At 60.2% G+C, this 22,808-nt stretch carries 18 protein-coding genes; 5 read left to right on the forward strand and 13 right to left on the reverse strand.

Annotated features, from left to right (window positions below; genetic code table 11):
- Positions 1-146: 146 nt before the first annotated feature.
- The 7 genes from BUC26_RS19660 to BUC26_RS19690 all read right to left on the reverse strand — a co-directional run bounded on the left by BUC26_RS19660 (position 147) and on the right by BUC26_RS19690 (position 8,432).
- A complete protein-coding gene (locus BUC26_RS19660; RefSeq protein WP_073378884.1) occupies positions 147-998 on the reverse strand; it encodes an FAD binding domain-containing protein in 852 nt (283 codons plus the stop codon).
- Positions 992-1,471 carry a (2Fe-2S)-binding protein gene (locus tag BUC26_RS19665; protein WP_073378887.1) on the reverse strand — a complete coding sequence of 160 codons (480 nt, stop codon included), beginning with the start codon at positions 1,469-1,471 and terminating at the stop codon, positions 992-994. The genes BUC26_RS19660 and BUC26_RS19665 overlap by 7 nt, the downstream gene beginning before the upstream one ends.
- On the reverse strand, positions 1,468-3,597 hold the full coding sequence (locus BUC26_RS19670) for a xanthine dehydrogenase family protein molybdopterin-binding subunit (RefSeq protein ID WP_073378888.1): 2,130 nt from the start codon (positions 3,595-3,597) through the stop codon (positions 1,468-1,470). The genes BUC26_RS19665 and BUC26_RS19670 overlap by 4 nt, the downstream gene beginning before the upstream one ends.
- Positions 3,594-4,580: a GNAT family N-acetyltransferase gene (locus tag BUC26_RS19675; RefSeq protein ID WP_073378889.1), complete on the reverse strand. Its 987-nt coding sequence runs from the start codon at positions 4,578-4,580 to the stop codon at positions 3,594-3,596. The genes BUC26_RS19670 and BUC26_RS19675 overlap by 4 nt, the downstream gene beginning before the upstream one ends.
- Before the next feature lie 161 nt (positions 4,581-4,741).
- On the reverse strand, positions 4,742-6,172 hold the full coding sequence (locus BUC26_RS19680) for an MFS transporter (RefSeq protein ID WP_073378890.1): 1,431 nt from the start codon (positions 6,170-6,172) through the stop codon (positions 4,742-4,744).
- Positions 6,156-6,953 (reverse strand): ThiF family adenylyltransferase, encoded by a 798-nt coding sequence (locus tag BUC26_RS19685; protein WP_073378891.1) that lies wholly within the window; start codon positions 6,951-6,953, stop codon positions 6,156-6,158. Before BUC26_RS19685 ends, BUC26_RS19680 begins: the two co-directional genes overlap by 17 nt.
- 15 nt (positions 6,954-6,968) lie before the next feature.
- The gene (locus BUC26_RS19690) at positions 6,969-8,432 is read right to left on the reverse strand and encodes an adenine nucleotide alpha hydrolase family protein (RefSeq protein WP_073378892.1); all 1,464 of its coding nucleotides are present in this window, start codon (positions 8,430-8,432) and stop codon (positions 6,969-6,971) included.
- Positions 8,433-8,777: 345 nt separating this feature from the next.
- Here BUC26_RS19690 and BUC26_RS19695 point away from each other — a divergent pair, with 345 nt between their 5' ends.
- Positions 8,778-9,086 (forward strand): hypothetical protein, encoded by a 309-nt coding sequence (locus tag BUC26_RS19695; protein WP_073378893.1) that lies wholly within the window; start codon positions 8,778-8,780, stop codon positions 9,084-9,086.
- A gap of 36 nt (positions 9,087-9,122) precedes the next feature.
- On the opposite strand, the gene hgcB is transcribed toward BUC26_RS19695, so the two are convergent.
- The 6 genes from hgcB to BUC26_RS19725 all read right to left on the reverse strand — a co-directional run bounded on the left by hgcB (position 9,123) and on the right by BUC26_RS19725 (position 14,746).
- On the reverse strand, positions 9,123-9,410 hold the full coding sequence (hgcB, locus tag BUC26_RS19700; protein ID WP_073378894.1) for a mercury methylation ferredoxin HgcB: 288 nt from the start codon (positions 9,408-9,410) through the stop codon (positions 9,123-9,125).
- A gap of 9 nt (positions 9,411-9,419) precedes the next feature.
- On the reverse strand, positions 9,420-10,613 hold the full coding sequence (gene hgcA, locus BUC26_RS19705; protein WP_334314425.1) for a mercury methylation corrinoid protein HgcA: 1,194 nt from the start codon (positions 10,611-10,613) through the stop codon (positions 9,420-9,422).
- Positions 10,614-10,780: 167 nt separating this feature from the next.
- Positions 10,781-12,073 (reverse strand): hypothetical protein, encoded by a 1,293-nt coding sequence (locus BUC26_RS19710; RefSeq protein ID WP_073378896.1) that lies wholly within the window; start codon positions 12,071-12,073, stop codon positions 10,781-10,783.
- A complete protein-coding gene (locus tag BUC26_RS19715) occupies positions 12,060-12,797 on the reverse strand; it encodes an outer membrane lipoprotein-sorting protein (RefSeq protein ID WP_073378897.1) in 738 nt (245 codons plus the stop codon). Before BUC26_RS19715 ends, BUC26_RS19710 begins: the two co-directional genes overlap by 14 nt.
- Positions 12,798-12,806: 9 nt before the next feature.
- Complete coding sequence (locus BUC26_RS19720) at positions 12,807-14,051, reverse strand: ABC transporter permease (RefSeq protein ID WP_073378898.1); 1,245 nt, start codon at positions 14,049-14,051, stop codon at positions 12,807-12,809.
- Positions 14,048-14,746, reverse strand: a complete 699-nt coding sequence (locus tag BUC26_RS19725; protein ID WP_073378899.1) for an ABC transporter ATP-binding protein — start codon at positions 14,744-14,746, stop codon at positions 14,048-14,050. The genes BUC26_RS19720 and BUC26_RS19725 overlap by 4 nt, the downstream gene beginning before the upstream one ends.
- A 601-nt stretch (positions 14,747-15,347) precedes the next feature.
- Between BUC26_RS19725 and carB the strand changes: the two genes are divergently transcribed.
- From carB to BUC26_RS19745, 4 genes are all read left to right on the forward strand, one after another.
- The gene (carB, locus tag BUC26_RS19730) at positions 15,348-18,569 is read left to right on the forward strand and encodes a carbamoyl-phosphate synthase large subunit (RefSeq protein WP_073378901.1); all 3,222 of its coding nucleotides are present in this window, start codon (positions 15,348-15,350) and stop codon (positions 18,567-18,569) included.
- Positions 18,570-18,726: 157 nt separating this feature from the next.
- Positions 18,727-20,130: an amidophosphoribosyltransferase gene (locus tag BUC26_RS19735; RefSeq protein WP_073378903.1), complete on the forward strand. Its 1,404-nt coding sequence runs from the start codon at positions 18,727-18,729 to the stop codon at positions 20,128-20,130.
- 165 nt (positions 20,131-20,295) lie between these two features.
- On the forward strand, positions 20,296-22,503 hold the full coding sequence (locus BUC26_RS23935) for a PAS domain S-box protein (RefSeq protein ID WP_143166092.1): 2,208 nt from the start codon (positions 20,296-20,298) through the stop codon (positions 22,501-22,503).
- 48 nt (positions 22,504-22,551) lie between these two features.
- A partial coding sequence (locus BUC26_RS19745) for a helix-turn-helix domain-containing protein (protein ID WP_143166093.1) occupies positions 22,552-22,808 on the forward strand: 257 nt, incomplete at its 3' end.

Here is a 22,808-nt window from a genome sequence, read left to right on the forward strand (position 1 = left end):
TGTACTGCTCTCAGTCCTTCTGTCCTGATTTTCCGTGCCGCCTGGCCTCTGTGATGCGGCCTGCGGCAGAACCGACCCTGTCGGCCGTGGCGGTGAGGTCTCTTCTTTTGTGTGACTCAGCAGAAGGGGCGACTGGAACCGGACGATCAGGTTGTTGGTGCGCAGAGTGAGTGCAAGCAGGTCTCCAGCAGATTGCCGGCAACGGTGCGCCGGTAGGCTGCCGAGGAGCGCAGGTCGTCGATGGGCCTGATGGTTTCCGCGGCCAGGTCCGCCAGTCGGCGCGCTGACTGGGCCAGGTCGGCAAGGCTCCGGTTCCGGCACTGCCGCTCGATCTCGCTGCAGCGGATGACGGTGGGACCGACAGCGCCGAAGGCGATGCGCATCTCCAGCAGCACCTGATCGTGCACCGTGGCGGCTACGGCGAGGCTGACTTTGGCCAGCGCGTTGGCCAGACGCGGGCTGACCTTGCGGTAGTAGAAACGGTCCGCGGTATCGGTCGAAACGATGATCGCCGCCAACAATTCATCCGGCTTCAGCGCGGTCTGTCCCGGAGCGATGATCAACCGGTCGATCGGCAGGCGGCGATTGGTGTCAACGCCGCACAATTCGACTTCGGCATCGAGGGCATAGAGCGCCGGCAGGCTGTCCCCGGCCGGGGAGGCGGTGCAGATATTGCCGCCGATGGTTGCCGCGTTGCGCAAGGCCGGAGAACCGACGGTAGCGCATGCCGCTCCGAGCAGACCGGGCGTGGCGGGATGGCTGCACAATTCGGCCATGGTTGTCAATGAGCCGATCCGCAACGCACCGTCGAGAGCGGTAATGCCCCGGAAGGTCGCCACCCGGTCGAGGAAGACGAGGGGTGGCTCTTGCCCGGTACGCCGGGCTGCCGCCCGGCGCACCATCAGATCGGTACCGCCGGCGTACGGTACGGCTCCGGCGGCTTTTGCGGCGGCCGCCTCCCGGCCGGTGCACGGATGGAGAGGCAATTGGCTCACCATGACTGCCCCCGGCGGGTTGCGGCCAGCCGGATCGCTTCGACGATCATTGCATAACCGGTGCAGCGGCAGAGGTTGCCGGCCATGGCCCGCCGGATTGAGGATTCGTCCGGGTCGCGCTGGTCGCGGAGCAGCGCATAGGCAATCATGATCATGCCCGGCGTGCAGTAGCCGCACTGGACGGCCCCGGCGTCGTTGAAGGCCTGGGCCAGGATAGCGAAACCGGGAGTCTCCCGCAGCCCCTCGATGGTGATCACCCGTTTGCCATCGATCGCACCGATGGCCACCAGGCAGGAAAGCGTCGGACGATCGTCGAGCAGGATCATGCAGGCCCCACATTCGCCTTCACCGCATCCCTCTTTGGTCCCGGTGAGGCGGAAGTGCTCCCGCAGCACATCGATCAGCCGGGCATCGGGCGTTGTTTCGACACTGACCGGCATGGTGTTGAGCTGGAAGGAAATCAGGTGGCTGTTCATCGCTTTGTCATTCTCTGCAACAGGTATTCCGGGGTGATCGGCAGTTGATAGATTTCTACCCCGCAGGCATTTGCCACCGCGTCGGCGATGGCCGGTCCCACCCCGACCAGCGGCGGCTCGCCGACACACTTGGCGCCGTACGGCCCCGGCGGATAGGGGGTTTCCACGATCAGGCCGTGGACCTGAGGGGCGTCCAGGAAGGTGGGGATCAGGTAGTCGGTCAATGAGCAGGAAAACCCGTCCCGCGGCATACATTCCAGCAGGCTGAAGCCCAGGCCCTGGACGGCGCCGCCTTCAATCTGGCCCTGAACCAGGCGCCGGTCGATGACCGAGCCGACATCGAGAGCCACCCACAGGTCAACCACCTGCACCTGGTAGGTGATCATATCGACCTCGACTTCGGCGATAAAGGTTCCCCAGGCATACGAGTGAAAAGGTTCGCCGCGCAGGGCTGTTGCATCCCAGAACACATGGTCCGGCTGTCGGGCGGGTTGCAGAATGGTCACTTCACCGGGTTCATCGAGTCGTGCTTTGAGCTTGTCGGCCGCTTCCAGCAGGGTCGCGCCGAACAGTACCACCGACATGGAGGCCCCGGTAATGGACAGGAACGGGACTGCATCCGTATCGCCGGGGGCATGGGACACCCGTTTGACGGGCAGATCCAGGTGCCTGGCCACCAGTTTGCGAAACGCGGTGTGCAATCCCTGACCCATTTCCACCAGTTCGCTGAGGATCTCGATCCGGCCGTCAGAGTGTTTTCTCAGGCCGATGGAGCGTGAATCCAGCGAAATCTTCGAATCGACGGAGTTCGGCGCGCCGAATTTGACCAGGGCCTGTCCCAGTCCTCGACGGGTGGACGGGCCGGCCGGCAGGGCCTTCCGACGACGGTAATAGCCGGCGGCCTCCGTCGCCGCACTGATTGTCTCGTCCAACCCGGTGGCGAAGTGATAGCGGCCGCCGGTAATGGTTGCGTCTCCCTGCTTGATGAACAGAGCGCGTTTCATCTCCAGTGGTTCTCTGCCGAGTTTGCGGGCCAGTGCGTTGAGGTGGGTTTCCAGTGCGAAATAGTTCTGCGGCGCGCCGAAGCCCCGGAACGCCCCGGGCATCGGGTTGTTGGAGGCCAGCCCCCGGCCCCGCACCCGGATTGCCGGAAAGTGGTAGACGCCGGAGGCCTTTTTCGTTCCGGTGTCCAGGACCATGGCGCAGGATTGGGAATAACCGCCGCCCTGGAAGAGACTGTCGATATCCACGGCGAGAATGGAACCGTCGGCGGCCAGAGCGGAGGTGACGGTGATACGGGACGGGTGCCGCTTGGTGGTGCACAGCAGGTCTTCTTCCCGGGTGTAGATCAGGCGTACCGGCTTTCCGCAGTGGTGTGCGGCGACGGCGCTCTGGGCGGCCAGGAACATCGGCGGTTCGATCTTGCCGCCGAAGCCGCCGCCGACCGTGGTCTGAATCACCCGAACCGATGCCTCGTCCCAGCCAAGTGCCGCCGCCACCACTTTGCGCGCGGCGTGGGGGCCCTGGGACGAGACGTATATCGTCATCCGGTCTACTTCAGGACAGGCGAGTACGCCCTGGGGCTCCAGGTAGAGGTGATCCTGGTAGCCGGTTTCGGTGGTCGTGGTAAAAACCTCCGCAGCCCGGGCAATGGCACCATCCACATCGCCGTGACCGAAGCGTTCTTCAATGTAGATATTGTCCGAGCCGAAAATCGGAGGTTTGTCGCCGGCCAGTGCTTCTTCCATGGTGTGGATGGCCGGGATTTCGTCGTATTCGATGATCGTCTGACGGGCCAGCCGGTGGAGCTTGGCCGGGTCGCCGCCAACCAGCAGGAGCACCGCTTCGCCGCGGTACTGGACGCTGCCGGGGGCGAAAAACGGGCAGGGGTCCTTGAAATAACTGATCTGATTGACCCCGGGCACGTCGGCGGCGCTGACCTGAACATAGCCGGCAGGCAATTCCGGGACCGTGATCGATGTAATGGTGCCACGGCGTACCGAGGAACGCACGGTCACTGCGTGGAGCATGCCGGCAACCTGCAGATCGTGCACGTAACGGGCACCACCGTCACATTTGTCCGGGGTATCTGCTCGGTCCAGGTTGGCGGTAAACACGCTGTTCACTCGGGCCACTCCCTGTTCACTGTGGTCAGGTCCCTCTGCACTGCGTTGCCGATCGCCTCGGCGTCGCCGGCCAGCAGCCGGATCGCATCGAATTGCGGCCGGCAGGGCAGCCGTTGCACCATCAGGGCGTCGGTGCCGAACCAGGACGGCAGGAAGGCGCCCAGACAGAATCCCCGTTCCCGAAGCAATCCCAATGCCCACGGCGCCGCCGGGTCACCCAGGTTGACCTGGGCCTGCAGGATGGAGCGTTGGTTGGTTTCCAGAAAATCATCCAGCCATGAGTCGAAATTGTTTCCCGATTTGGCAAAGCGGCAGCGAATCAGCCCGGCGAATTCAAGCTTCTCCGTGGCCGGATCGGCTGCAGTTGTTTGCGGCGGCGAGCCGTTGCCATAGCTGCGGGTCAGGCCGAGGCGGGCGCAGCAACCGCCGACAAAGTCGAGGTATTTGCCGGGTACGTGAATGGTGTGGGGCGTATCGCTGAATATCTTAAAGAGAGAGAGGAGCGAGGTTGGCGTTCCCTCCGGGTTGGGCAAACATTCAAGTTGCAGGCCGGTCGGCAGAAGAGCATGTTCGAGAGCCATTTTCTGTGAAATCGTGGTGTTACAGACCGCTTCGGCCATCAGTACACGGACACCGGCCAGCGGGGGCAACTCGGTCAAGGCGGCCACGCTGAGCGCCTGGCCGAGTTTGAGGTGACGATAGCGACGCCGGACCATGAGCTGCCCGACCTCATAATTGCCCGGGTTGCCATCGATGGCAAACAGGCCGACCAGACCGACGATCAGACCTGCCGGATCTCTGACCACCAAGGTGTACTGTTCGCTTCCGCTGTTGCGCTTGACAATCGCCTCGGGGTCGTAGACATAGCGAACCGGGAAACTGTCGCCGTAGACTTCCCGGTAACAGTCGACGATGCCGGGGGCATCCTCGGGCCGGAACAGGCCGAGGGTAAAACCTTCTTGCAGCTTCCGATCTGTCAACATCAGTGTTCTCCCGGTGAGTTTTTCGTTGTGACGCTTTTCGCCATGGTCAGGCTCTGTCGATAGATGAGTTGCGCGGCCAAGGGGTGCGGCGTCACTACATTAGTGTCCCGCTGGGTACCTGAAATGGACGATAGTTGCATTCGGTGCATCGAAAAATCCGGTTATGGAAGAGGCTTTTTGTCGGTAAAACTGAGTTGAATGAGGACAAGCAGGAACCCGGCGAACACCACCAGCCCTGCCATGCTGGCCCGAAATCCAACCAGTGATGCGTCGGCCGGGTTTTGAGCCGGTGTTGTCCCGGCAGCATACAGATAGGAAAAAATGGCCAGGCCAAGCGAGCCGGCCACCGGCATGAGCAAGGAGTTGAGACCGGAAAAGACCCCTTCCTCACCGGGCGGTGCCAGTTTCAGGAGCTGCACGGTACCGGCGATGGTCAGCCAGGCAAAGGCGGCGCCGAAGGCGGCCAGAGAGAGAAAGGTGAGCGCCCTGCCGAACAGCGGGCCGGCGAGCACGGACAAAATAGAGGTTGCCAGCAGCACCAATCCGCCGACCAGCAGCACCCGTTTGGAGCCGATCCGGTCGGTCAACCTGCCGCTCAGCGGGGTCAGCAGGGCCATACTCACGGCGCAGGCCAGCATCATCACGCCGGCTCCCGAGACCGGGAGTCCGAGCCGTTTGACCAGGAAGAAGGGAAAGACGAGCATAACCCCGTTGATAGCGATGAAGGTCAGGGCCTTGATCAGGACAACCTGTTGTACCCGGCGATCGGAGATAACCGTCAGGCGAAGCAGCGGGCAACGCGCTCGTTGCTCTTGCAGGATAAAGAGGGTGGCCGAGACGACGAAAATGGCCAGCAGGATCGGTACCGGTCCGGACGACCAGCCGTCCCGGGCGGCCTGGCTGAAGCAGAGCGGCAGGGAAGCGAACAGCAGGACACTGAGTAGGGCGCCGGCCGGGTCCAGGCGGGCCAGGGTGATTGCCGGGCGGGATTCGGCATCGGCTTGTTGCGAGCGCAGGATGATGATCAGCGGAATGGCGGCGACGACGCAGATCGGCAGGTTGATGGCAAAGACCCAATGCCAGGATAGGTGCTCGGCGAGAAACCCGCCCAATGGCGGACCGATGATGCTGCCCAGGCTCATGACCATGGTCATCAGGCCGATGATTCGACCGGTCTTCTCGCGTGGCATCAGGCGCAGGACAATCGCTCCGAACGAGGCGCTGAGCATGGCCGCGCCGAGGCCTTGGATCGCCCGGCCGACGACGATCTGGTCAATGGACTGGGACAGCACGCAGCCGAGGGAACCGGCGAAAAAACAGGCCACCCCGGCAAGAAAAATACTGAGCGGGTTGAAGAGGTCGGCAAGGCGGCCGAACACCAGTTGAAAGGCGGCCATGGCCGTCAGGTAGACCGTGGCCAGCAGCATGGCGCGGGACACCGTGGTGTTGAAGACGGTCTGCAACTCGGGCAGAATGACATTGACCACACCGGCATCCAGGCCGATGATAAACAGGGCCGAAATCAGACTGAAGGTCAGCAGCGCATGCCGTCTCGTCACGGCGGCTGGTTGCCGGTCAGTGCCCGCCGGCATCGATCACCTGCATAGTCAGGCTGAGGGCATCAATGGTCACGAATCTCGGGGCGAAGACGGCTTCCCGGTCGATAAGCTCGGTGCCCTGCAGCAGATGGACGATAACCTCGTTGGCCACCAGTGTATTGGCCAGCAGACAGCCGATGGCCGTTGTCGGGGCCGGCCCGGTGGCTCTGGCCCGGTCGAATATCGCAATGGCTGCAGGGTTGAACTGTTGCGCCATCAGAGAGGCCAGCTGGCCCGGTCGATGTTCGGAGCGGTCTTTGACCTGCCGGGCGAACTCGTCTTCCATCATGCCGCCGGGCCGATAGTTGATCATCAGCGAGCCGAAACCGAACGCGCCGGCCGTGAACATGGGTACCCCGCAGCGTTCCAGCACGGCCGGGGTCATTCGTTTGACCTCGGCCCCCTTTTCCACGTCGATGGCACCGATATGGGCATCGGCGCCATCGATGAATTCCTCGAGGTTTTCGGGCTGAAGCCCTTCCGGCCAGGTCTGGATACGGATGGCCGGGTTGATGGAGCGGGCCAGTTCCACATAGACGTCGAGTTTCGGGCGGTCCATGGTATGGCCGAAGGCAGCTGCCTGGCGGTTCATGTCCGGCGGGTCGAACAGCCCGTTTTCAGCAAGGCGGAAGGAACTGCAGCCGGAGCGAACCAGCGCCAGGAAGGCGCCGCCGCCGACACCGCCCAAACCGGAAATGGCAATAGTCTTTTCAGCCAGAATCTGCAGCCCCTGTTCCTGGAAAAACGGCCGGCAGCGGTTGAGAAAATCGTGCATTTCAGAGTGCTCCTCTCATGAACATGCCCGGCAGCGGCCGAGCGACCAGGGGACTTCCCCGAGTGATACCGCCTGGGCATCATCGATACCCAGGTCGGCGAGCAGCGGGGTAAGGACCTCGGGTTCCCGATGGTAGCCGAGTTCCTGTAATTCCTCCAGGGCTGCCTCGCGGGAAATCAGCCCAAAATAGACCCCGGCGCCCAATTCCACTACCGACTGCGGAAAAGACGTGCTGCGCATGGCCTGGAACCGTTTGAACTGACAGTAGTCTTTGACTTTTTCAATGCGGCAACTGGTATGGAGCAAGCCCTTTTGTCCGGGCGGCATCTGCCACTGCATCTCCTTCTTGATGAGCGCCGCGACCTCGGCCCACGAGCCGTAGCTGGTATTGGTCTGCAGGCGGCGCAGGTGCGGAATGGGCAGGGACGGCTCCCGCTCTGCCTGACCGATGATTTCTTCCAGGGGGCCGTAGATCGGTGCCAGTACCTCCCTGATCGAACCCATGTAGCGGACCATGTCGGCGTTTATTGCGAAAGGGTGAGTTGGAACTGGAGCTGCGGTGATCGTCTGCAGGAACCCGAGGGTGCCGGCGCGATAGTCCGGAACACTCCGCTGCGTTGAACCACCGGTCTTGAGCTCGGACATCACGTAGCTCATGATCGCCAGTTGAACCTCTTCCACACCATGCATAATGAGCGGGATTTTTTCCTGGAAGGCCACGGGGTAGAACAGGGCATGGGCGGCCATGGGGCAGAGGCAGGGTAGACCGATGCCGGCAAACTGATCGTGCATGGCCTGGCGGACCAGATTCCAGGGCAGGGTTCGTTCCACGAATTCGACATCGGGCAAAAGCCGGATCGATCGGTGCAGGTTGTCCCGGCAGGTCTCGTTGGTATAGGGCATGTTCCACGAAGCGGCCAGGACCCGCAGCTTCAGTTTCTTGGCCAGATACCAGAGCAGAAAGGTAGAGTCCTTGCCGCCTGTGCACAAGACCATGACGTCGAAACGGGAGTCGGTGTTGTCGGCGGCGATACGCTGCAATTCTTCGTCCGTAATGCTCTCGCGGGGACCAGCGGACTGGCCCGTGGCCTCGGCTTGCGCATAGCACTGGCAGAAGGCGCAGAGACCGTTCTCGTCGAACTCCAGACCGGGCAGCAGGTAGTTGTCGGTCACGCAGCGGATGCATTGTCGCCGGTCATCAGGGGTAGCATCAGGTCGTAGGTGCCCTCGGTCGACGATGACGCCGTTACGGATCAGCTCGCCGAATTGCGGATGTGCCGCTCGTTCCGCGGCCGGCTCGGTTCCCGGTTGCGATCCGTCGAGTGCACCAATGGAGTCGGCGATCTCCGGTGCCAGTTCAATGACCGATCGGGTGTGCCTGGGTGGGTTGCGTAATCCATAATAGACGAGATATGCTGCGCCGTCGTGGCGGCGCAGCTGCCAACGATTTTGCAGGACGGGTTGTTCGGGAAACGGCATGATGCCTCCTGTGGCTGTTCTCATCCCGCATCAATCGGGCCGGGGGGACAAAACGTTTCCCGGGATTGTTGCATCATTTGCATTAAAAAACAAGGCTCGTTCATTTTTTCGCAGCCGGCGTTGCGATTGAAAGTGAGCGGGGGACAGGTTAAAACCTGTCCCGCCGATTTTCATATAAAAACCCTGCAGGACGGGACGAGCCAGGTTGTCCGAACAGTATGATTAGTGCCACGTTGTGGTAGAAAGTGGAATGGTTATATTCTTGTTGCGTGAAGAGAAGATGTGGTCGGTTTTGGAGATAGGGGGATTTTTCATTCTTTTCCTACTGCATTTCGGAGGCTTACGATGAAAATGCAAAAAGATATGGTTGATTCTTTTCAGTTATCGCACCGTGATTACATGAAAAATCTCACCGTTTGCCTGGACAGGATCGAGAAGGAATTTGAGGAGTCTCGTGAAATTGATGAGATCTGCACTGGAGAGTGGTGCCGGGCCATCGAGTTTTCCCTCGATGAGTTGGCCAAGGATCTGTATTCGATCAGCGAGCCGCGCTGGGTATCGCAAGATTATTCGCGAACCCTGCGCAACATGCGCCGCCGGTTGCACGATCTCTACGCCAAGTATCAGGGCGTGCAGTCACTCAGTGAACATTAGGCTGTTGAATTGAAAGACTGCTACTGGTGCAGCGCATCAGCAGCAGCCTTTCATGACGGTGCGGCCGGTAATACCGTTGACCCAGCGGGCAATGATTTCGACGGCGCAGCCGACGCCGGGGGTAACGGTGATTGCCTCGACCGGGCAGTTCCTGGCGCAGGCCCCGCACTCCATACAAGCATCGCGGTCTTCTATTCGCGCTTTTTTGTCGGCAACAACAAAGATCCGGTGCGGACAGACCGTTTGACAGAGGCCGCAGCCGATGCATGTTTCTGTGTCCAGGCGCAGGGTTGCGGTGTCGGGAATGTAGCGATAATCTTTCATCTCATCATCTCACGTATTGAGAAACGGCGAGGCGAGCCAGAGCAGTGTTGCGGCGACAGCGAGCAGGATCTGCAGCGGAACGCCCCGTCGCATTTCGAACTCGACTCCCGACGGTGAAGTATAGGGCGTGCAGCCGGTAAAGTTCATGGCCTGGAAAGAACTGACGGCGACGATCCAGAGCAGAAGTGCGATCTGGTCAACAGGCGCCGGCGGCACGGCCGTGCTCAGCAAAAGAGCCGTACCGGCGAGGAGGCTGGGCCATAGGCCCTTGATCCAGAATTGCCGGCCGGGCAGCCAGGGCAGCAGGGCCGGAACCAGGGCCGAGCCGCAGACCATGCCGATGACCGTGGCGGCGAACAGCAGCAGCCCGCGTCGCCAGGCTGCCGACAGCGAGAAGATCTCCGGTGACACCCCGGAGATGACGAAACCGATGACCATGATCAAGGCCAGCTGCTTGAGCTGCAGATACAACTCCACCGGGATGAGAACGAGCCGCTCTTTCAGGGGAAAAGTTACGGTTCGCATCGCTTCCCCGGCGGACTCGCCCTGTTTCAGGAAGGCCGGCAGGTCGTCGGCCTTGATCGGCCCATAGATGACGGAAAAGCCGCACCCTTTCTTGACCTCGGAGGCGGAGACGCCGGTTGCCCCGAGCTGCGGCACGATCAACCGGCGGTGGCTGATGAAGTCCGCCAGTCGGGTGTGCTTAACGCTGTGAACGATTTCCGCGGTGGAAAAAGTTCCCTTGCCGGCGGCGCACCAGACGTTGACCCCGCGGGTATCGACAACCAGGATCCAGGCGTCGATACCCGTCAGGGAAAAACGCAGCGCATCAAAAGAGAGCTTGTAGTTACCCGTCACCAGCACCGGCGCTTCGGCGGTAGGTGTGCCAACCGCGTACAGGCCGGGAACCACCTTGTAATGATTCCTGATCGGACCCAGCCGGGTCAGAAAGGCGCCAAGCCGGTCGTGGCGATCGGGTCTCGTGGCCACTTGCGGCACGGGGCCGGCGGCCGTTTCGAGAAAATCGACGACGAACGGATCGAGCCGGTATCCCGGTCGTTCATGAACCCCGGACCGGGGTTGTTGTTTGGGGCCTCAACACGGCGCATCATCGCCGGTGGTGCAGCCGCCGGCGTTGCCGGCGGGGCGCAGCGCCGTCAGCGGCTGGAGGGAAATCGGTTGGTTTGGCTGTTCGGGCGTCATAGGGCCGGTACGGGTCTGGAATCCGGTTCTCGCGGTTTACTTGGTATACGTGGTTCAACCCTCAGCACTATCATTGAGACCGCATTACCTTCAAGGAAAAACGTAGGAGTCTCCCGAAAGAATAAGCATCATCGCCGGCCACGGCGATACTACGGTTGCGAGAGAGGTCAGAAATAATAACGCAGCCGCAGTTCCGCCCTCGCATCGTTTGCTTTCTCGCCGTATTCCGTTCCCGCTTCGCCGGCCAGCAGGGTGACGCGGAGGCGCAGCTCCCAATTGGTAAAGCCGGTGTACATGAGTTCGGGAGCCAGTGAGAAACTGCCGTCGGCGATGTTGACGATGGTCGTCAGCGCCGGTGTCAGGTAGAGCAGGTCGAAGGGCTCTTTGACGGAAAAGCGGGCGTAGAGATAATCCCTGCCGGCAAACGGCCGTCCATACCCGCTTCGGGCAAGCGAGCGGGCCTGTTGCGGGGCGGTGTCGACCAGGCGGTAGAAACGGCTCAGCTCTTCGTCACTGTAGCCGCCGCCGTTATGGTAATATTCGATGATCGTGGTCAGCTCGAAGGTGCTCAGGTGACGCAGGCCGAGCAGCCAGGAAGATGCCGATTCGCTGCGCCGAACGACGCTGCCGTCAGGCGAGAGTACCACTTTCGTCGTTTCGTGGCGATAGGCGATTTCACCGTGCACCTCGAAATTGGTCGTCAGGTTGCGCGAGAAGTCGATGCCGAAACGACTCGTTTGATCATCGCCGATCAGCGCGACGAGATCGATGTCGGTGTCGAGCAGGAGCAGGTATACTTTGACTGCCAGATCGAGCTGGTCGGCCGCGCCGAAGTCCTCGTTCACCCCCGACAGGACCGGCAACAGGACTCCGGTAACCGCCACATTGCGCAGGGCACCGTCAAAACTCTTGATCGTTTCGGCGGCCATGGTCAGGTAGCCCTCCCGGCTTTCTTCCGGATCCCCCGGGTCCTTGGGCCGGTTGATGAATCCGACCGGATTCCAGGCGTAGCCGGTTCCCCAATTGTACGATGTTTTGCCGATGGTTGCCGTTGTATTGGTTGCCGGGGTGACGTCGAAGAAGGCTTCATAGACGTCCGCCGTGTCGTGCCAGCCGTCGCTGGCTTGCTGTCCCGCCGCCGTCAGCAGCCAATTGAAAGAAGCTTGAGACCATCGATAGGTGCCGCTGAACTGCACCGTCCCGGTCGCCCGCTGCCTGGTCGAGTCGAGTGGCTCCGAGCCGTCTATGCGCCCCAGGGCGCCGCTCTCGTCGATCGCTTCGTGTTCCGCTTTTAACTCGGCGTAACCGTTGAAATCATAAGGCTTCCTGGAAAACTCCTCGACATCGAAGCTGAAGGTATCGGCGGCCGCGGCCGGTCCGGTCAACAGGGCCAGGCCGGTGCCGAGCAGCAGGATGGATAGCAGGTGAAGAGGTAGCGGCGCCGGATCAACGGAGTTCATCGACCTTCGGCAGGTAGTTGAGGGTGAACACCTCATCGGCAAAGTCTCGCTTGTGGATCTTGGCGAAGAGCATCACCGATTTGTATCCCCGGTAGAGTGGGCTGTCCGTTTCCAGCCGGGCCGGCCGCAGCAGGCCGTCGCCGAAATCGTCGATATCGCTGTAGCGCAGGGTCTTGATCAGCATGCCGCTGGCGGCGTAGGCCTCGATGGTCAGCGGCAGCAGGGTCTCCCGGTCGACCTCCATTTTCAGTGTGTCGTAGGCGACGGTTGGGGTCTTGGCCTTGAGCTGGAGCAGGTACCGGTCCGCCGTTTCCTCGGCCTTGCTGACCGAATATTCGGTGGAGTAATCAAGGCGCAGGATATCCGAGTTGTTGAAGACGCCGCCGATCACCGATTGCAGGCTGGTGATCCGGATCGGTTTGCCGACGTTGGGGATATAGAGCCACATGTTGTCCCCGAGCCGCAGTGTCGCACGTCCCTGTTCGCTGGCGGGCGAGAGAAACAGGGCGACCATTTTGTCCTGACCTTTCTTGGCCGTGTAGAGAACGAACTCCTTGCTGCTGCCGTCCGGCTCGACATTGATCAATTTCCGATACATCTCGTAGGATTCCGGGTTCATCTTGCGATCCACCTGGAGCAGCAGTGCATTGCCGTCCAGCGCCCCGGCAGCAGTACCGGTCAGCACCACCAGTAAACCGAGTAGAAGAGAAAACAGGGGTTTCATACAAACCTCCTAAACGTGACGAAGTGCGGTTATCGGGTCCATGGTCGCCGCTTTCCAGGCCGGTTGTAGGCTACCGAGCACGGAAATGGCGACGACGATCAGGCTGATCGAGACGATTTCGGCAAAACTGATCGCCGGTTCGAGCAGCAATCCCTTTTGCTGGCCGAAATCAAAGCTGATCGGCACCACGTTGAGCACGGCAACCGCCGCCAGGAAGACGACAATGCCGAGCGCGGCGCCGATGATGCCGAGCAGCAGTCCCTCGCTGAGAAACAAGGCCATGATCTTGCCCGGTCCGGTGCCGATCGCGGCAATGGTGCCGATTTCGTTGATCCGTTCATACACCGCCATGACCATCACGTTCATGATGCTGACCAGCACGATGGCCACGAGCATGATCTTGATGAAAAAGGTCATCACGTCGATCATCTTGACGATGTTGAAAAACGGGGTCAGCTCCTGCCAGCTGTGGATTTCAAAGAGTGGTTTGTCTTCTTTGCCGCGTAGTGTGGCGAGCTCTTTTGCAAGGGTTGCGGTCGTATTCTTCAGGAGTCCGATATCGCTGAGGCGGACGGCCACTTCACTGACCTCGTCGGTCTCGATGCGCAGCAATGACCGGGCATCTTCTATGTGGATGTAGCCGTCGCGGCCGCCGGGGCCACTCAAGGCTTCGACGATGCCGCCGATGACGAAATTCTGGCCGTTGACCGAACCGTCCTTGTTGGTGGCGACCAGCACGACGGTATCCCCGACGCCGACTTTCATCCCGGTTGCCAGCAGTTTCGGCACCAGGATCTCGCCTTTTGCCAGTAAGCCGGGTTTGTCTCTGCCGCTGATCCGATCACCCAACAACGGCACGGTCTGAAGTTCCCGATCGGGATCGACCCCGTTGAGCCGGATGTTGGTGGTTTCGGCGAAGGTGCTGAACATGGCTCCGAATTTGAGCCGCGTCGAGTAGGCGGCGACCGCATCACTGTTATCCAGCACGGCGCGAACCTTGTCGACCTGGGTATCCTTGAGGTTGCGGTTGAGCGGCAGCGTGTCGATGGCGGCCAGGAATCCTTTCTGGTGTATTTGGATGTGGCCGAGCATCGCATCGGTGATCTGGCCGATCATCATTTGTTTGAATGAGCCGGTTACCGAGGTGAACAGCAAGACCGACAGCACGCCGAGCATGACCAGGGAGGCGGTGAGCAGGGTGCGGCGTCGGTAGCGGCGCAGGTTGCGAAAGGCGATGGTCAGGATCTTCTTCATGGCGTCCCTCCATGCCCTTCGGCAGATACCAGCCGGCCGTCTTCCAGGGTCAAAATGATTTCGGCGGTACCGACGATTTTCGGGTCGTGGGTCGAAAAGATAAAGGTGGTCCCGAAGTCATCGCGCATCCGTTTCATCAGGGCGATGATCTGCAGGGCCGTGGCCTTGTCCAGGTTGGCGGTCGGTTCGTCGGCCAGCACCAGCTGCGCCTGGGACACCAGGGCCCGGGCGACGGCGACTCGCTGTTTCTGGCCGCCGGAAATCTGCTGCGGATACTTGTGTCCCTGATCGGCCATGCCCACCGCTGCCAGGACCGTTTCCACCTGCCGGCGCCGCCGTTCCGGCGCCCAGTTCTGTACCATCAGCAGTGGATATTCGATATTTTCGTAGACCGTCAGTATCGGGATCAGGTTGAAGTCTTGAAAGATAAAACCGATATGCTGGCCGCGAAAGCGGGCCGACTCCCGCGGCGTCAGCCTGCTGACGTCCTGGCCGGCGACGGTCAGGCTGCCGCTTGACGGCCGGTCGAGACAGCCGATCATATTGAGCAAGGTACTCTTGCCGCTGCCGGACGGACCGACAAAGGAAACGAGAGAGCCCGGCTCGATGGCAAAACTGACCCCGTCGACCGCATGCACGACGGTGGTGCCGTCTTGATAGCTTTTGTGCAGATCGCGGGCTTCAACCAGGGCCATGACAGTTCCTCCTGAAGAAAATGATTACACCTTCCCGGTACCGGTCACAACTGTAAACGTGAGGGCGGTCGAACGGCAGGTCTTTCTCTTCCTTTGTGCAAGCGTTGTGCCGATAAATGCTATCAACGGGTTGATCCTGAAAAGATCAGTAGTGGTAGGAATTCCGTGACGATTGCCGCCGGGGCCGGATGTCCATCGCCACCAACGCCGGGACGGCAGGTGCAAAGAAAGTGAGCAGAGGGATCACTGCCATGGGTAGTTCTTACGCACCACACCGTAGGGGAGCTTGAAAAATTCGGAATTTTGTTCAAGATCGAGGCGTGCAAGAAAATTTTACCGCAGGCATAGATATGATATTCCGAGGATAAAATTTGATTGCGCAACGATGAGATTGGGCGAAATGACAATTTTTCAAGGTTCCCAGTAGTTACGGCCGAATGACGGTACGACGGTTTGGGGTCCGGGACCACCAGTTTAGCGTGGCTTTACTTGGTGGATAAAGTTCATGGACCAGGTGGCTCAACGCTGTTACAATAACCGCTCGCAAAATTGGCTTGAGGAGCCGGTTGACCGGCATCATTTTCAACGTGACGGAGCAGCTATGCCCAAACGAGATGACATCCATAAAGTTCTGATCATCGGTTCCGGCCCGATCGTTATCGGGCAGGCCTGCGAATTCGACTACTCCGGCACCCAGGCGTGCAAGGCTCTGCGCTCTTTGGGCTACGAAGTGGTGCTGGTCAACTCCAACCCGGCAACGATCATGACCGACCCGGGAACGGCCGATGCGACCTATATCGAACCACTGAACGTCAGGACGCTGGAGAAGATCATCGCCGCGGAGCGGCCGGATGCGCTCCTGCCCAACCTGGGCGGGCAATCGGGTCTCAACCTCTCCTCGGAGCTGTATCGTGCCGGAATTCTTGATAAATACAACGTCACGGTAATTGGCGTCAATATCGAGGCTATCGAACGCGGCGAGGACCGTACCGCCTTCAAGCAGACCATGGATCGGCTCGGGATCGAGATGCCGCGCAGCACCGCCGTGACAACATTGGAAGCGGCGGAACAGGTGGCCGTCGAACTTGGCTATCCGGTAGTCATTCGGCCGGCCTACACGATGGGCGGCACCGGCGGTGGCCTGGTCTTCAATCTCGAAGAATTGCGTACCATCGTACCGCGCGGCCTGAAGGCCAGTCTGATCAACCAGGTACTGGTCGAGGAGTCGGTACTGGGCTGGGAAGAGTTGGAACTGGAAGTGGTGCGCGACGCGAAAAACCAGATGATCACCGTCTGTTTCATCGAAAATGTCGATGCCATGGGCGTGCATACCGGTGACAGTTTTTGCACCGCGCCGATGCTGACCATCGACCAGGCCTTGCAGAAACGGCTGCAGGACGCCGCCTACGCGATCGTTGAAGCGATCGAGGTAATCGGCGGCACCAATGTCCAGTTCGCCCACGACCCGCACAGCGGGCGGCTGGTGGTCATCGAGATCAACCCGCGTACGTCGCGCTCTTCGGCGCTGGCCTCAAAGGCCACCGGTTTGCCGATCGCCCGGGTTTCCACCCTGCTGGCCGGCGGCCTGACCATGGATGAAATGCCCTATTGGCGCGACGGCAGCCTGGAACGCTACACGCCGTCGGGCGACTATGTGGTCGTCAAGTTCGCCCGCTGGGCGTTTGAGAAATTTCCCGGAATCGAGGATCGGCTTGGCACCCAGATGCGCGCCGTCGGGGAGGCGATGAGTATCGGCAGGACCTACAAAGAGGCCCTGCACAAGGCGATTCGCAGCCTGGAAATCAATCGCTATGGAATCGGTTTTGCCAAGGACTTCAACAAGCTCCCGCTGGCAACCTTGCTCGAGCGCCTCAGCGTGGCCACCAGCGAGCGGCAATTCCTGATGTATGAGGCACTGCGCAAGGGAGCCACCATCGAGCGATTGCACGAATTGACGCATATCAAACCCTGGTTTATCGAGCAGATGCGTGAATTGGTGATGCTGGAGGAGCAGATTCGCGAGTGCCGGGGTGCCGAATTGCCGGATGAACTCCTGCGCCAGGCCAAGTTGGACGGTTTTGCCGACCGCTATCTGGCCATGTTGCTCGGTGTTGCAGAGAGCAGCATTCGTGAGCAGCGGACGCGTCTGGGCGTCGTGCAGGGCTGGCAGCCGGTGCCGGTCAGCGGTGTCGCCGATGCGGCCTACTATTACTCGACCTATCACGAAGCAGACCAGGTGAAGGTGAGCGAGAGGCCCAAGATCATGGTGCTCGGCGGCGGGCCGAACCGCATCGGCCAGGGTATCGAGTTCGATTATTGCTGTGTCCACGCGGCGATGGCCATTCGCGAGGCGGGTTTCGAGTCGATCATGGTCAACTGCAATCCGGAAACGGTCTCTACTGATTACGATACCTCGGATAAGCTCTACTTCGAGCCGTTGACCCTGGAGGACGTGCTCAGTATCTACGAGAAGGAGCAGCCGGAGGGCGTGATCGTTCAGTTCGGCGGGCAGACGCCGCTCAACCTTGCCCGGGAACTGGCCGAAGCGGGCGTGAAGATTCTCGGCACCTCGCCGCAGACCATCGATCTGGCCGAAGATCGCGACCACTTCAACCAAATCATGCGTCGTCTCGGCATCCCGCAGCCGGAGTCGGGCATGGCGGCCAGCGCCGGTGAGGCACTGCAGATTGCCGCCAACATCGGTTATCCGCTGATGGTGCGGCCTTCCTACGTTCTCGGCGGGCGCGGCATGGAGATCGTCCATGACGACCAAATGCTGCAGCGCTATCTCACCGTGGCCGTGGAGGAGGTGACGCCGGAGCGGCCGGTGTTAATCGATAGGTTCCTCGACAACGCCATCGAGGTCGAGGCTGACGCCATTGCCGACGGCGTCGATGCCTTCGTACCGGCGGTCATGGAGCATATCGAGCTGGCCGGCGTCCATTCCGGCGATTCGGCCTGCGTCATTCCGCCGATCAGCATTGCGCCCAAACATATCGACACGATACGCGAGTACACCAGGCGCATCGCCATCGAACTGGGTGTGAAAGGGCTGATGAACATCCAGTACGCCATCCAGGACAATACCGTCTACGTGCTGGAGGCCAACCCGCGGGCCTCGCGCACCGTACCCATCGTCTCCAAGGTGTGCGGTCTGTCCATGGCCCGTCTCGCTACCCAGGTCATCCTCGGCAAGAGCATCGGGGACCTTGACCTGCACGATATGCAGATCCCCTATTTCGGGGTGAAAGAGGCGGTCTTTCCATTCAACATGTTCCCCGAGGTCGATCCGCTGCTCGGACCGGAGATGCGTTCCACCGGGGAGGTGCTCGGCCTCGGGCGCTCGTTCGGCCGGGCCTTCTTCAAGGCCCAGGATGGCGCGCAGGCGGGCCTGCCGCTGCAGGGAACGGTGCTGTTCACCATCGCCGATCGTGACAAGGAAGCGGCCCTGGAACCGGCGCGGCGCTTTCGTGAACTGGGATTCACGCTGGTGGCCACCGAAGGCACTCATCGCTTTCTGCGCGGCAAAGGCATCGAGACCACTGTCGTCTCCAAGCTGGGGCTGGCGCGGCCGAACCTGGTGGATGCGATGAAAAGCGGCCAGATACAGCTCTTGATCAACACCCCGAGCGGCAGGAAAGGCGCAGCGGACAGCTCGAATATTCGCAAGACGGCGATCAGATATAAAATCCCCTACATTACCACCACCGCGGCGGCCATTGCCGCGGCCAAGGGAATTGCGGCCATTCGTGAAGGAGAGGCCAGGGTGTATCCCCTGCAGAGCTATCATCGGGAGTTGCGTCGTGCTCCGCAGCAGGACTGAAACGCGCGGCCGCAAGGCAACAAGCAAGGCGGCAACGGGCTGATGCCACAGCCTGGCGGGTACAACGGAGGATTAAAATCGGCGTCATGGTCGGACGGACCGGTCAGCCCGGGTATATGATTTTCGTAGATAAAGGTTCATCACTCTAGGGGGCACTATGGGTGGTCTTTTTGGCATCGTCTCGCAGACGGATTGCGTGGCGGATTTATATTACGGCACCGACTATCATTCCCACCTCGGGACCAAACGCGGCGGCATGGCGGTGCGCAACGCGCACGTTTTCCACCGTGCCATCCACAATATCGAAAACAGTTATTTCCGGACGAAGTTCGAAGCGGAACTGGCCAGCTTCCATGGCCGACAAGGCATCGGGGTGATCAGCGATACCGATCCGCAGCCTCTGATCATCGGCTCCCATCTGGGAACCTTCGGCATCGTTACCGTCGGTCGAATCAACAATCTGGACGAACTTGTCGATCAGGCCTTCGCCCGCAAAGGAAATTTCTCGGGGACCTCGGATGGCATCGCCAACCCGACTGAAATGGTGGCCAAACTGATCTGCCAGCAGGACAGTTTCGAGGCCGGTATCGAGGCCGCCCAGGAGGCCATCCGGGGCTCGTGTTCACTAATATTGCTGACCGAGAAGGGTATCTATGCGGCCCGCGATCGGCTCGGACGGACGCCGTTGGTGGTGGGTCGACGGCCGGGCGCCTTCGCGGTGACGTCGGAGTCCTCTGCGTTTCCCAATCTGGGGTTTGGTGTCGATTATTTCCTGGGACCCGGTGAGATCCTGCGGTTGACCGCCGACGGTTATGAGCAGCGGTGCGCTCCGGGACCACGCATGCAGATCTGTTCCTTTCTCTGGGTCTATTACGGGTATCCGGCCTCGGAATATGAGGGCATCAACGTCGAGGAGGTGCGCTACCGCTGCGGTGCCGCGCTGGCTCGTCGCGATGATGTCCAGGCCGATTTTGTCGCCGGCATCCCGGATTCGGGGATCGGCCATGCCCTCGGGTATGCCGGTGAGCGCAAGCTGCCCTACCGGCGCCCGTTCGTCAAATATACCCCGACCTGGCCGCGCAGCTTCATGCCGCAGAACCAGGAGATGCGCGATCTAGTCGCGCGGATGAAACTGATCCCGGTGCGCCGGTTGATCGAGGGGCGCCGCCTGCTGTTTTGCGACGACTCGATCGTGCGCGGCACCCAGCTCCGCGAGAATGTCCAGGTCCTCTTCGATTGCGGCGCCTGCCAGGTGCACATGCGACTGGCCTGCCCGACGTTGATCTTTCCCTGCGAGTTCCTCAATTTCTCCTCTTCCCGCTCGACTCTTGACCTGGCAGGGCGCAAGATCATCAAGAAGCTGGAAGGAGCGGAAGACAGAAACCTTGACGACTACGCGCGGGCCGGGTCGGCCAAAAACCTCGAGATGATAGAACACATTCGGGAGCAGCTGCATTTGAGTTCGCTGATCTACCAGCGCCTCGACGATCTAGTTGCCGCCATCGGCCTGCCCCGGGAGCAGCTCTGCACCCATTGCTGGGACGGCAGCAGTTATTTCTGATCGCTGTCGCACCGCCTGCCGCGCTCTGCCGAACGATTATGCAGCGACGGCTGGTCGCTTTTTGCCTGGTCATTTCCTTTCTATGCGACTCTGCGGTATACTGAGCGTGTAAATCGTCCGGATGTCTGGTGGTTCGATATCCTAATGTACAATCTGGTGAGTTCGATGCACAAGCCTGTTGCCCAACCGTCAGTCGACGCTTTCCTCCACTCCGGAGGCCGACGTGCCGGCTGGCTGCACCGACCGGACGCCATATTTTTCCTCATCGGCCTGTTGTGGGTAAGTCTGATCCTGGTTTCCCTGTCCTTTGCCTGGCAGCATGTGCGGAATACCTCTTTTTCCCTGGCGGTTGTCGAGGCGCGGGCGAGTTTTGCCAAGGATCTGGTGTATCGGCGTTGGGCGACCATGCATGGCGGCGTGTACGTGCCGGTTTCCGATAATACCCCACCCAACCCCTATTTGTCGGGGATTCCGAAACGAGATGTGGTCACGGCCGACGGCGATCGTTTGACACTGGTCAATCCCGCCTACATGACCCGTCAGGTACATGAACTGGGACAGGAATCCTACGGGATCAAGGGGCATATCACCAGTCTGACGCCCCTGCGGCCGGCAAATGCTGCCGATGCCTGGGAAACCGGAGCGTTGCAGTCCTTTACCGCCGGGGTCAAAGAGGTCAGCTCACTGGAAGTGGTCGACGGCGAACATGTGGTGCGGTTCATGCGACCGATGATAACCGAGAGCGGCTGCCTGAAATGCCACGCCGAGCAGGGATATCGGAAAGGCGATATCCGCGGCGGCATCAGCGTTTCGGTTCCGTTTACGCCGTATCTCGAGATCGAGCAGCGGCAAAAAACCTTCCTCGCGGTGTCCCATGCCTTGATCGGCATGGTCGGGATGGTGGTCATCTGGCTTTCGCGGCAGTGGCTGATGCGCTCGCACAACTCGTTGCGGGAAAGCGAGGAGCGCTTGGAGGAATTGATCGAGAGCATCGGGGAAGGGGTAATTCTCCAGGACGCGTCGGAGCGGATCCTGTTGTGGAATCGGACGGCTGCCGCGATATTCGGCCTCGGTTCCGAGGAGGTTGTCGGTCGGCCGGCGGTGGGCCGCGATTGGCATACCATCCATGAGGACGGAACGCCTTTCCCACCCGAGAACCATCCTTCGCTGCATACCCTGCGAACCGGTGAGCCGTGTAGCGGCCTTGTCATGGGGATTGTCAGGGCTGGTCAGGAGGCGACCTGGATCGAGGTCAATACCCGGCCGCTCTTTGCCACCGGGGCCTCAACCCCGTATGCGGTCATTATCTCCTTTTCCGATGTGAGCAAGAAAAAAGTTGCGGAGCACCGGTTGCAGCAGTCGGAGAGAAAGTACCGCCTGCTCTTTGAAAACCTGACGGTGGGCTTCGCCCTGCACGAGATGATATACGACCGGGACGGCCGCCCCGTCGATTATCGCTATATAGAGGTGAATCCGGCTTTTGAACAGTTGACAGGAACCCGGGCCGAAAACCTGATCGGCCGAACGGTCAGCGAGGTCATGCCCGAGACCGAGCACTACTGGATAGAGGCCTACGGAACGGTGGCGTTGACCGGCACGCCGATGTCATACCAGAATTATTCACGAGAAGTCGGCCGATATTTCGATGTCTGGGCTTTTTCGCCGGACAAGGGTCAGTTTGCCGTTCTTTGCAGCGATATTACCGAGAGGTGTAAGGTCGAGGATGCACTCAAGACGAGTGAAGAGAACTATCGCACGATGTTTGAGAACGTCCAGGATGCCGTTTATTCGGTAACCATGGATGGCCGCATTGTCGATATCAGTCCGTCGATACGGGAAATTTCAAAAGGGCAATATCACCGGGAGGAACTGATCGGCAGATCTCTGTTCGACTTTTACGCCGATCCGACCGAGCACGAGCGATTTCTCGCGGACCTTCAGAAAGACGGCAGCGTTGCGGAGTATCAGATCACCCTGAAAAACCGTGACGGGGCTATCGTCATCTGTTCGGTTTCGGCAAAAATTCAGCGCGATTCCCGGGGACGACCCGAAAAAATTATCGGCAATATTCGTGACATCAGTGAGCGGGTTGCCCTGGAAAAACAACTGCTGCACGCCCAGAAGATGGAATCGGTAGGCCGGTTGGCCGGCGGGGTGGCCCACGATTTCAACAATATGCTCGGGGTCATTCTCGGTTATACGGAGATGATTCTCGATCAGGTTGATGAACACCAGCCGTTGTATCCTGCGCTGCGGGAGATTGAGAAAGCGGCGCAGCGCTCGGCCAATCTGACCGGACAATTATTGGCTTTTGCTCGCCGGCAGACGGTGTCGCCCAAGGTGATCGACCTTATTGCCGCGGTGTGTAAATAGTTAATATTTTTATACCTTAATGATGCACTTTCGAGTATAATTCTGGGCATGGAAAAGATAGATGCCCGAACACATAATCAGCAGACTCAGTATGAGTTGCGCAAGCAGGTTGTCCGCTTGCGCAAACGTGGTTTGTCCACCAAAGAAACCGCCGAATTGGTCGGTATCTCTGCCTCTCATGCCAGTACGATCTGGCAGAAGTATCTGCGAGGAGGCATAGATGCGATCAAACCGGGCAAGCGAGGCCGCCGACACGGAGCGCAGCGAGTCCTCGATGCCGAGCAGGAAAAAAGCGTGCAAATCAT

This window comes from Desulfofustis glycolicus DSM 9705 (assembly GCF_900130015.1).
GTDB lineage: Bacteria > Desulfobacterota > Desulfobulbia > Desulfobulbales > Desulfocapsaceae > Desulfofustis > Desulfofustis glycolicus.